This is a genomic window from Thermus sp. 2.9, assembly GCF_000794385.1.
Taxonomy (GTDB): domain Bacteria; phylum Deinococcota; class Deinococci; order Deinococcales; family Thermaceae; genus Thermus; species Thermus thalpophilus.
This window is the reverse complement of sequence record NZ_JTJB01000028.1, coordinates 1-9,587: the sequence shown is the minus strand read 5'-3', so window position 1 is coordinate 9,587 and position 9,587 is coordinate 1. Positions and strand designations below refer to the sequence as shown.

Here is a 9,587-nt window from a genome sequence, read left to right as displayed (position 1 = left end):
CTCTGAAAGAATAATCCTGCCGTCGGGCAACGGGCACATGCTGGAGGGCCCCTGGAGCCCCCAGGCGAAGGGCTTAGCCTCCTCCATGTCCCCGCCCTTGGTGACGTCCTTCACCTTGCCCGTGGTGCGCTCCACCACCAGGAGCCTGCCGTCCGGGGTCCACTCCATGTGGGTGGGCGCGTGCAGGTTCCAGGCGAAGGGCCTCACGTGGACCCGCCGCGTCCGGCCGCCGACCTTGACCTCCTGCACTTCCTTGAGCATCTCCTTCACCCCCTTACGGGTTAGCCCCAGAGTAGCAGCAGGGGAATACCGCCCGTGGAGCCCAGGAGGGCCTCACCCACGCCCCTCGGCGTCACCACGAGGGGAGAGAACCCTTTGGGAGAGGCGGAGGAGAGGGGGAAAGAGAAGGGAGGCCAGGAGGAAAACGCTCCCAAAGGCCACGAAGGCCCCCCTGGGCCCCAGGAGGTCCCCAAGCCCCCCGCCCAAGGGGGAGCCCAGGACCCGGGCCGTCTGGGTGAGGACGTTGACGTAGGCAAAGAGGCCCACCAGGGTCTCCGGGGGGGCAAGCCGCTGGAGGAAGGTCCGGAAGGCGATCCGGGCCACGGAAACCCCCGCCCCCGAGACCAAAGACCCGAGGAGGAGGTGGGGGTAAGGGAGGAGGCCGTTCCCCAGGTTGCCCAGGCCCAGGAGGCCAAGCCCCCCGAGGAGGCCAAGGACCGGGGGGAGGGAGACGCGGGTAAGGGCCTGGGCCACAAGGAAGCCCCCCAGGCTAAAGCCCGCCCAGGCGATACCTAGCCCCTCGGGCCGCTTGAGGTCGTGGAAGAGAAGAGCGGTGAGGACCCCGCCCCCCGTGAGGGCCAGGGCAGGGAGAAGGGCAGGTAGAGCAACGGGGAGGAGAACACCCAAGGGTACACCCCCAAAGGCCTTCCGCCTCCCTTCGGAAGGGCCTAGGGGAGGAGGGGCCTTCAGGCCCAGGAGGAGGACCAGGGCCACCCCCAGAGGAAGGGCGAAGAGGGGAAGGGCGTAGGGCCCCAGGCGGTCCACGGCAAAGCCCCCTATGAGGGGGGCCAGGACCAGGCCCAAGGTATTGGCCATTTCCCAGCGGGCGTTGGCCTGGGACAGGGCCTCCTTAGGGAAGAGGCGGGGCAGGGCGCTTCCCAGTAAAACGCCGTAGATGGCCAGAGCAGCCGTAAGGAAGAGGAAGAGGGCGAGCAAGGCGGCGTAAAGGAGAAGAAAGGTGCTAAGGCCAGGGCTTCCCAGGGCGAGGAGGGCCGCTACCCCAAGGCCAAAGGCGAGGAGGCGGAGCACCATTTGGGGCCTGGTCTCAAGCCAGGATTGGAGGAGAAAGGGGGTCAGGATGCTCGCTAAGGCTTGAACCAGGGTGAGGACCGAAGTTTGTAGCCCCGAGGCTCCCGCTTCCAGGAACCGCCATAGGCCCGCCACCACCAGGCCCTGGCCGGTCAGGGTTAGAAGGAAGGCGAGGAGGAAGAAGGAGAAGGTACCCGAGGGCGGAGTTAAATCCTTAGCCATGCTGGGACGCTGAGCCATCAGCTAGAGGGATTTCGCTGGTGTAATTGGGGATAGTCCGAATGTCCACGGCATCAAAGAAGTTCGGTTGAACAGGTATTTTCCGTAGCTCTTGCAGTAGAGGCGAATTCTCCCAAATGTCGGCTAAAGTGCTCGTTAGAAGGTTGCCGAAGAACGAATACCTGGGCCGCCACTCACGCAATTTGGCAGAAACGTAGACATTACCCCTCGGATCTACGCGAAGAGCACGATTACCCCTAGAGGTAAGCCATATCTGATCGCGGGCCGGGTTTTCCGATCTAAGTTCTCTAGAAAGCTTATACCACAGCCTTTGGTGGGGCTTAATCGCACCTAATCTAACCATGTCCATGTATTCCCCTACAGCGAAGTCCCACTCTTCCTGGCTAAGAACGAGATGATTCAAGCTTGCCCCGCGCCCTGCGGGATACATGGGCGCAATCCCATACATAGCGTTGTTTTGTGTTGCGATTTCACCTATCTTTCTAATCTCAGTGTAGTTCTTCTTGTGAACTACCGTGAAGACAGCCAGAGGGATACCGGCTTTGGCAATGAGACTTATCTGCCGCAAGGTAGTCTTAAATCCCCCCTTACCCCGAAGCAAATCGTGGCTATCCGGACTAGATCCGTCTAAAGTGGTACCCACGAAGTTCAGATTTTTTGTGGACGCAATCTTATCTAAGTCGCTATCTCGCAACACGGACAAGTCGGTGTTAACTTGAACGCTAAACCCTAGCTCGTCCGCTAGGCGGATGATCTCCAATCCATCTGGCCTACTCAGTGGATCACCTCCTGTGAATTCAAGGTAGAAGACCCCTTCCTTTCTTATGGAATCCAAGATATATCCCCACTCATCGAAAGTCAGCTCTTCCCGAAGAGGTATTTTGGGTTCAGGGCCGGATTCGTATGCACAGTATGCACAACGCCTATAGCACCTATTCGTGAGCTCGATTTCCATGGATAGAGGCCTATAGTACCGGTCATCGGAGAAGTGTTGATCGTCTAGGAACAAAGCTTTAGATTCCAGCCCTTCTTGAGAAGGGCGAAGGTATCCCTCGGCAATCAAGTAAAGGATTAAATGCCCCGCTGCCTCTACAAATCCCTTGGTAATTTCACTTAAGCCTCCTTCTTTGAGAACTTGCTTGAGGGCCAGCGATGGCCTAGTAGCAACTACAAAGGATCTAACAAGGTCGAAGGCTTCCTGATTGAGAAAAATGCCCCTCTTAAAGCCGTAGAGTATTCCCCCGAACCGCTCTCTGCGTAGGACAACGCTAGCGTCGCTGGCAAGGACAAGGGGCACGTCTTCGACCCAAAGCCTTTCGTATTCCGAGCCTAATCCTTCTTCGAGGTCCTCCTCGTAAGCCAATATAAAATTGCCTGTATCAATGGCAACCATCAGGAAATCATGCTGCTGGCCTACGACCTTTGGAAGTTGTAAACCCCTCTCGTGCATTTCTTCCACCCCCTTACGGGTTAGCCCCAGGGTAGCAGGGGGGAGGTTACGTCCAGGTTACGTGGAAGCTCTTCCCAACGATGGCCCCTGCGTAACCTCGCGTAACCTTGGACTCCCCGCGTAACCTCCCCCTTGGCACCCTGGAAGCATGAGGCACAGGTGGCCTTGGGTTCTCCTCGTGGGATGGCTTCTCCTGGCCCTTCTAAGAGGCCCTGGTCCCGCCCCTTCCCTGGCCTGCTGGAGTCCCGACTGCTTCCCTCCCGGTTCACACCCCGTACTCCCGGCGAAGCCGCTCCACCCGGGCCCGGGCGATGGGGTAGCGGGGATCCTCGGGGGATAGCCTCTCCAGGAGGGCCTCCCAGACCTCCAGGTCCTCTTTCAGGCGCTCGGCCAGGAGGAAGAGGTTCTCCGTGTCCCCTTGGGCCAACACCGCCTGCCTCAGGGCCTCCTCCAGCTCCAGGCGGAGTTCCTCCACCCCCGGGGCCTGGCTCCAGGGAAGGAGGGGGCCTTGGTAGAGGGCCAGGGCCTCCTCCAGGTCCCCCCGGGAGAGGGCTCTGAGGAAGGCCCTCAGGTCCGAGGGGGGAGGGTTTTCCAGGCGGTAAGGGGCACAGGAGATGCGGAAGCCCTTCTCCCGCAGGCGGTGGAGGAGGGCCTTCAGGGCCCCCGGGTTGGGCTCCCCGTAAAGCGCCTCCCCCAGGGCCTCTCCCGAAAGGCCTGCCTCGCGGGCGAGGAGGAGGGCCAGGGCCTCGGTGCCCCGGGGGCCCAGGGAGGGGAGGGGGCCTCCCCCGAGGAAGCGAAGGAGAGGGGTTCCGGCCTCTCCCAAAAGGAGGGCCCGGGCCTCCGGGCGGAGAGCGGGGGCGAGCCCCGGGGCCAGGCGGGCTTCCACCTCCACCCCGAGGGCCTTCAGGCGGGCTTCAGCCAGGAGGGCGTAGGGGGCTCCGTCCTCCCGTAGGAGGCCGTGGGCGGCGAGGAGGTGGGCCTCATCCCCCTCCCCAAGCCCCCGGGCCAGGAGGTAAAACCCCCAGGGCCAGCCCTCCCGGGGGAGGAAGGCTTTAGCCCCTTCCAGGAGGAGCCGGACCTCGGGGGGGTCTAGGGCCAAGGCCCCAAGGACGAGGAAGCTCGCGAGGCTTTGCGGCTCCAGGAGGGAGAGGAGGCCCCGGAGGAGGTTTTTGGCCCGCTTTGGGCTTCCCCGGAGGAGGTGAGTCAGGGCCAGGGTGTGCCCCGCCAGCATCCGCACCCCGGGGAAGGGGTGGGGCAGGAAGGGCTCCGCCTCCTCCAGGACCTCCGGGAAGGGCTTCGTGCCGAAGAGGAGCTCCAGGCGCAGGTGGTGGAGGGTGGTCCAGGGGGAGGGGTCCTTGAGGCGGGCGAGGGCGGCGTGGGCCAGGGCCTCGGGCCGGCCCAGGCGCTCCAGGGCGATGGCCAAGGCCAGGTGGAGCCGGGCCTCCCCCTTGGCGTTCCCCCCGAAGCGGTGGAGGGCCTCCTCCAGGGCCAAGGCCCCCGCCTTTGGGGGCAGGGCCAGGCCCAGGTGGTAGAGGGTGAAGGGGGTCTGGGCCCTTCGGGCGGCCTCCAGGGCCAGGGTGCGGTAGGCCCGAAGGTCCCCCTTCCGCCCCTCAAGAAAGCCCAGGAGGGCCAGGCGCTCGGCCTCCAGGAGGCCTTCTTGGGGGGTTTGGAGGAGGGCTTCCGCCTCCCGGTCCCTGCCCTCCTCCAGGAGGCGGAGGGGGTGGGGTTCCATGGGGCCAGTCTACTCGTTTGCCGTCCACCTGGCCCTGCGGTGGGCACCCTGGGCCTTCCTCGGTGGTGTCTTGACTGCATTCCCTCTTTGACCCCTCTCATGTGTCTAAGACCGAGGGCCTGGGGGCCTAGCGGCCCCACGGGAAGCGGCGAAGGAGGTAGACGATGCCTCTAAAGGAAAGGCTCTTCCAGACCCTGGGCAAGCTGGAGAAGGCCAAGGCGCTCCTCGGGAAGGTCCACCCCGTGGCGGGGATGGAGGGGCTCTTCGTGGTGGAGAGCGAGAGCCAGCCGAGGAAGCGCTACCTCGTGGACCTCGAGGCCGAGACCTGCACCTGCCCGGCCTACGCCCAGGGGAAGACCCGGCCCTGCAAGCACCAGGTGGCCGTGGTCCTCTCCCTCTGGCTCCGGGAGAAGCGGGAGCGGGCTCAGGCCCGGACGGAAGCGCGGGCGGCGGAGCGCCCGGTGGCCTAGGGCGAAGAAGGGCAGGGGGGGCGGGGAAGACCCGCCCCTCGGCTTCGTTTGGAGGGAAGCATGTGGAGGTTTGTCAGGCACTTGGCGGGTTTGGGGAACATTCTGGCCGCTTACTGGCTCGTCCTTCGGTGGCAGGAGGGGGCCCCGTTGCCCCTGGCCTGGGCCGTCCCGGTCCTGCTCTTCGTCCAGGGGGCCTTCGTCCTCGCCTACTTGAGGAGGGCGGCATGAGCCTTCGCGCCAAGCTTCAGGCCCTGGCCCTCGAGGCCATCCGCAAAGATCGGTCCTTCCGGGCGCCCTTCCACCCCGGGGCCTTCCCCCGGGAGCGGCGGGAACGGCGGGCGAGGCGAGCCCTGAAGGGGAGGAGGCCGTGGTAGAGCTCCTTCTGCTCCTCGGCCTTCTGGTGGGCCCCTTCCTCGCCCTCGTTCTCCTGGTGGGGCTCCTCGAGGAGACGGGCCTCGTGGCCAGGCCCGGAGAGGAAGACCCCGAGCGCTACCGGTGGCTCCGGGACCTCTTTGGGGAGGAGAGCCAGGGGGCAGAGGCCCCACGGGAATGAGCGGGAGGGGGTTGTCTTAGCTACACACCCACCCCCTCCTCCCCCTCCCGTGTAGCTAAGACCGAGGGCTTGGGGGGCCAAAGCCCCCCCGGAAGGAAGCGAAGGAGGTGAAGGATGACGGTAGCGGAAGCGATTGCCAGGCTCACCCGGCCCCTCACGGCGGAGGAGATTGAGTGGAAGATTATCTCCAGCAAGAACGGGCAGACCACCATCGCCCCCTTCATCGACGCCCGGGCGGTCATGGCCCGGCTTGACGAGGCCTTCGGGCCCTTCGGGTGGCAGGTGCGCTACACCCCGGCCCAGGTGGGGGAGGAGCACGGGGTCATCGCCAGCATCGCCATCAAGAACCCCGAGACCGGGGAGTGGGTGGAGAAGCAGGACGGCTCCGGGGCCACGGACATGGAGCCCTTCAAGGGGGGCATCTCCGGGGCGCTCAAGCGGGCGGCGGTGGCGTGGGGCATCGGCAGGGAGCTCTACCGCTACCCCCGGGTGGTGATTGAAGGGGAGCACCGCTACATCCCCTTCAAGGTCCTGGAGAGGTTGAAGGGCCTCCCGGACGCGGTGGCGGCGGGGAAGCCCCTCCCTGAGGTGGTGCGGCTCAACGCCAACGGGGAGACGGTGAAGCGGTAGGCGAGGGAGGGCCGGGGGGTGGGAGGGCCCACCCCTCGGTCTCCCTTTGGAGGTGGAGGATGCTCACGGCAGAGAGGACCAAGGTAGAGGCCTCGAGGCTCAAGGAGGCGCTGAAGCGCTTGACCCCTCCCCCTTCCCCCCGGGTGGCGGGAGGCGGCGGAGGAGGGGGCGAGGGGGGACCCGAGGGTGCCCCTCTTCCCGGAGCTTCTGGCGGCGTGAGGGCTTGGGGGGGCTAAAGCCCCCCCCGGGAAAAGGAGGGAGGTGAAGATGCGGGTACTGATCCGCTACAAGGGCGAGAAGCGGTTCAAGGTCCTGGAGGCCCACGGCCTGGAGTGCACCCCCTACCCCGAGGCGGGCCGGGTGGTGGTGGAGCTCCACACGCCCATCGGGAGCGTGGTCCTGGAGGCGGAGGGGGACGTGGAGGAACTGGTGAGGAGCATCCTGAACGACCTCCTCTCCGAGGACGACTACGTGACCCAGGTGGTGGTGAGGGACGTGGTGCGCGAGCGGTGGAGGTGAGCATGCTTGGGCTTGAGAACGAGGTGAAGCGGGCGTTTGAGCGGTACCGGAAGGCCCTGGAGAAGGCCCTCGAGGCCACCCTGGAGCGGGCCCAGGCGAAGGAGGCCCTGGAGGCCCGCATCGCCCAAGGCCTCCTCTCCGGGGAGGTCCAGGGCAAGAACGCCGAGGAGCGGGAGGCCAAGGCCCGCGCCCTCTACGCCGAGCTCTACCGGGCCTTGGCCGAGGCCGAGGAGCGCTACCAGAGGGCCAAGGCGGAGTTGGAGATCGCCCGGGCCTACACGGAGGAGGTGGGCCTCCTCGTGCGCCTGGTCTCGGAGGGGGTGCGGTTGTGAGCCGGGCCCTGACCCTCGCCTTGGTCCAGCTGGAGGTGGAGCTCCTCGCCGCCCTCCGGGCCCTGGAGGAGAGGGACGAAAAGGCGGTGGAGGCCTTCCTGGTGGCCGCCCACATCTCCCTCCTGGAGCTCAAGGACACCCTCCTCATCAAGGGGCTTCTGGTGGAGGAAGAGGATGGCCCCAAGGGAGCTCTTCCCGTGGATGGGGCTTAGGGAGCGGGTCCTCCTCGTCCTCTACTACGAGGGGCCGAAGGACCTGAAGGCCCTGGCCCTGGAGCTCGCCGAGCGGCCCCGGACCCTCCGCTACCTTTTGGAGCGGGTCATCCCCGCCCTGGAGAGGGAAGGGGCCCTGGTGGTGGAGGACGGGGTGGCCCGGCTCAGCCTGGAGAAGGCCCCGCCCGCCGAGCGCCAGGCTCCCGCCGAGCCCAAGGCCAAGCGGAGCAAGAGGAAGGAGCCGAGCCCCGTCCAGGCCCTGGCGGAGGCCAACCCCCACGTGCGGGGGCTCCTCCTCCAGGTGGGGAAGCGCCTTCCCAAGGAGGCCCAGCCCCTGGCCGCCTCCCACCCCGGGGTGCTCCTCCGGGCGGCGGAGGCGGCCCTGGCCTACCCCGAGGGGCGGCGGGCCAGCGCCCTCATCCTCTGGCTCCCCGAGGTCAGGGCCTGGGCCAAGACCCTCGGGGCGGAGGCGGTGGAGGAGGCCCTACGGGAGGCGGCCAAGCACGCCCGGGAGCCCTTCCCCTACGCCAAGAAGCTCCTCGCCAAAGCCAGACCCTCACCGGACGAGGAGCGGGGAGAGGTCCTGCTCTTCTAGAAGCTTTGCAGGCACAAGTGGTGGCACAACCGGTGGCACAAGTGTGTCAAGGAGGCTTCTAGACGGGGTTTTCGGGAAAAGGAGGCGAGGGAGTGGACCGGAGCAAGGTGGAGGAAATCCTGAAGACCTTGAAGGCGCGGGGGGTGGAGCACGACCCGGGGCTTCCCCCTTGCCCTCTGTGCGGGGCGCCCGCCCTCCGGGGGTACGATTTCCGGGCCCCCCACCGCATCGAGCACGATTGCGAGTGCGCCTACCGGGAGCCGGAGCGGTACCTGGCCGAGGTGGGGAGGGTCTGGCGGCGGTGGTATTGGAGCCGGGTCTACCGGGAAAGCCTCCCCCCCGCCTACCGGGGCTACCTGGAGAGGCCCTGGGAGGGGAGGCGGGAGGTCCTCGAGGCCGTGGTGGGGTGGCAGAGGGAAGGGGGCGTGCTCTACCTCTTCGGCCCCCCGGGAACGGGCAAGACCCACCTGGCGGTGCGGGCGGCCTGGGGCAAGGCCCAGGAGGGGAAGCGGGCCCTCTTCCTCTCCGAGTGGGAGTTCTACGAGCGGGCCCGCCTCGAGGCCCAAGACCCCGAGGCCCCGAGGCTTCTGGACCAGGTGGACGTCCTGGTCCTGGACGACCTGGGCAAGGCCCGGCTCACCCCCTTCGCCGCCGAGGTCCTCTTCGGCCTGGTGGAGGCGGCCCACCGGAAAAGCCTGGACCTTCTCCTCACCTCCAACTACCCCCCCGAGGAGGCGGCGAGGCGGCTTGGGGAGAACGCCGAGGCCCTCCTCTCCCGGGTGAACCGGAGCGTGGAGGTGCGGGGGCCGGACCGGAGGCGGAGGGCGGGCTAGGGGAGGGGTGGAGGGCATGCGCGAAAGCTACGTTTCGCGAAAAAGAGACCCCACTGCCCCGCCCTGCAGTTTCTTGGAAATTCATCGGTACTAGAAAGGGCGGAGAAGCCTTTCGGGCACCTACCCCTTCCCCAAGGACTGCGGCCCTCCCTTCAAAAGGAAGGGGTTCCTGCCGGTTATCCGGCAAGAAACCCAGGCGACCCGGGGCCGCTTACCGCCGCCTTCACTTCCGTCCTTCCCCAAGGGCCCATGCCGGTTCTTGAGGAGGACGCCCAGGCTGTAGACCCGCTTTCCCACCTTGACCACGAAGGCTTCCAGCCTGTCGCCCCGCCGCACCACGGGATAACGGTAGGCCGCCTTGGGGAGCTTGAGGACCGCTCCTGGTCATCCTCCTCCACGACCAGCTTCTCTTCCGGCCTGGAGCCGGTGCGCGCCCGGCTCCTCTTTCCCCCAAGAGCTTGGTCCTGGACCTCCTGAGCCGAAGCCGGATGGTCCGCAAGGCCGCAGGCGCCCTCTTTTCGCTGGTCCTCGGAAGCGCTGAAGGCTCTACAGGTCCGCTTCCCGCGGGGTGTGGCGGCGCCTCTTGGAGACGCCCGCCTTTCCGCCTACCACAAGCCCAGCCGCACGCTCCACCCCCGAGGGTGGCCTGAGTGCACCACTGCGTGGTTCCGGCGTGTTGCGAGGAGTTATCGTTCCCAATATCCATAAAATCC

13 protein-coding genes and 1 pseudogene are annotated in these 9,587 nt (G+C 66.4%); 10 read left to right on the top strand and 4 right to left on the bottom strand.

The window, feature by feature from the left end:
- The 4 genes and pseudogenes from QT17_RS06250 to QT17_RS06240 all read right to left on the bottom strand — a co-directional run.
- Window positions 1–261: pseudogene (locus tag QT17_RS06250) on the bottom strand (hypothetical protein); the annotation flags it as partial.
- Window positions 262–333: 72 nt separating this feature from the next.
- Window positions 334–1,530 (bottom strand): MFS transporter, encoded by a 1,197-nt coding sequence (locus QT17_RS06245; RefSeq protein ID WP_003043751.1) that lies wholly within the window; start codon window positions 1,528–1,530, stop codon window positions 334–336.
- On the bottom strand, window positions 1,523–2,998 hold the full coding sequence (locus QT17_RS13300; RefSeq protein WP_014632236.1) for a radical SAM protein: 1,476 nt from the start codon (window positions 2,996–2,998) through the stop codon (window positions 1,523–1,525). Before QT17_RS13300 ends, QT17_RS06245 begins: the two co-directional genes overlap by 8 nt.
- 265 nt (window positions 2,999–3,263) lie before the next feature.
- Window positions 3,264–4,730 (bottom strand): hypothetical protein, encoded by a 1,467-nt coding sequence (locus tag QT17_RS06240; RefSeq protein ID WP_039457901.1) that lies wholly within the window; start codon window positions 4,728–4,730, stop codon window positions 3,264–3,266.
- Window positions 4,731–4,894: 164 nt separating this feature from the next.
- Here QT17_RS06240 and QT17_RS06235 point away from each other — a divergent pair, with 164 nt between their 5' ends.
- The 10 genes from QT17_RS06235 to QT17_RS06200 all read left to right on the top strand — a co-directional run bounded on the left by QT17_RS06235 (window position 4,895) and on the right by QT17_RS06200 (window position 8,874).
- Entirely contained in the window at window positions 4,895–5,200 is a 306-nt protein-coding gene (locus QT17_RS06235; protein ID WP_039457899.1) for an SWIM zinc finger family protein, read from the top strand.
- A gap of 60 nt (window positions 5,201–5,260) precedes the next feature.
- The gene (locus QT17_RS14025; protein ID WP_200883385.1) at window positions 5,261–5,428 is read left to right on the top strand and encodes a hypothetical protein; all 168 of its coding nucleotides are present in this window, start codon (window positions 5,261–5,263) and stop codon (window positions 5,426–5,428) included.
- Window positions 5,425–5,574: a hypothetical protein gene (locus QT17_RS14020; protein ID WP_200883384.1), complete on the top strand. Its 150-nt coding sequence runs from the start codon at window positions 5,425–5,427 to the stop codon at window positions 5,572–5,574. The genes QT17_RS14025 and QT17_RS14020 overlap by 4 nt, the downstream gene beginning before the upstream one ends.
- Complete coding sequence (locus QT17_RS06230; RefSeq protein WP_014511372.1) at window positions 5,568–5,753, top strand: hypothetical protein; 186 nt, start codon at window positions 5,568–5,570, stop codon at window positions 5,751–5,753. The genes QT17_RS14020 and QT17_RS06230 overlap by 7 nt, the downstream gene beginning before the upstream one ends.
- Window positions 5,754–5,867: 114 nt before the next feature.
- Window positions 5,868–6,383 carry a Rad52/Rad22 family DNA repair protein gene (locus tag QT17_RS06225; RefSeq protein WP_039457897.1) on the top strand — a complete coding sequence of 172 codons (516 nt, stop codon included), beginning with the start codon at window positions 5,868–5,870 and terminating at the stop codon, window positions 6,381–6,383.
- Window positions 6,384–6,650: 267 nt separating this feature from the next.
- Window positions 6,651–6,902, top strand: coding sequence for a hypothetical protein (locus QT17_RS06220; protein ID WP_081995788.1), 252 nt, complete (start codon window positions 6,651–6,653; stop codon window positions 6,900–6,902).
- Between the two features lie 2 nt (window positions 6,903–6,904).
- Window positions 6,905–7,234 (top strand): hypothetical protein, encoded by a 330-nt coding sequence (locus QT17_RS06215; RefSeq protein ID WP_039457891.1) that lies wholly within the window; start codon window positions 6,905–6,907, stop codon window positions 7,232–7,234.
- Window positions 7,231–7,446 carry a hypothetical protein gene (locus QT17_RS06210; protein ID WP_039457888.1) on the top strand — a complete coding sequence of 72 codons (216 nt, stop codon included), beginning with the start codon at window positions 7,231–7,233 and terminating at the stop codon, window positions 7,444–7,446. The genes QT17_RS06215 and QT17_RS06210 overlap by 4 nt, the downstream gene beginning before the upstream one ends.
- Window positions 7,409–8,041 carry a hypothetical protein gene (locus tag QT17_RS06205; RefSeq protein ID WP_135344080.1) on the top strand — a complete coding sequence of 211 codons (633 nt, stop codon included), beginning with the start codon at window positions 7,409–7,411 and terminating at the stop codon, window positions 8,039–8,041. Before QT17_RS06210 ends, QT17_RS06205 begins: the two co-directional genes overlap by 38 nt.
- 92 nt (window positions 8,042–8,133) lie before the next feature.
- Complete coding sequence (locus tag QT17_RS06200) at window positions 8,134–8,874, top strand: ATP-binding protein (protein WP_052155178.1); 741 nt, start codon at window positions 8,134–8,136, stop codon at window positions 8,872–8,874.
- Window positions 8,875–9,587 lie beyond the last annotated feature (713 nt).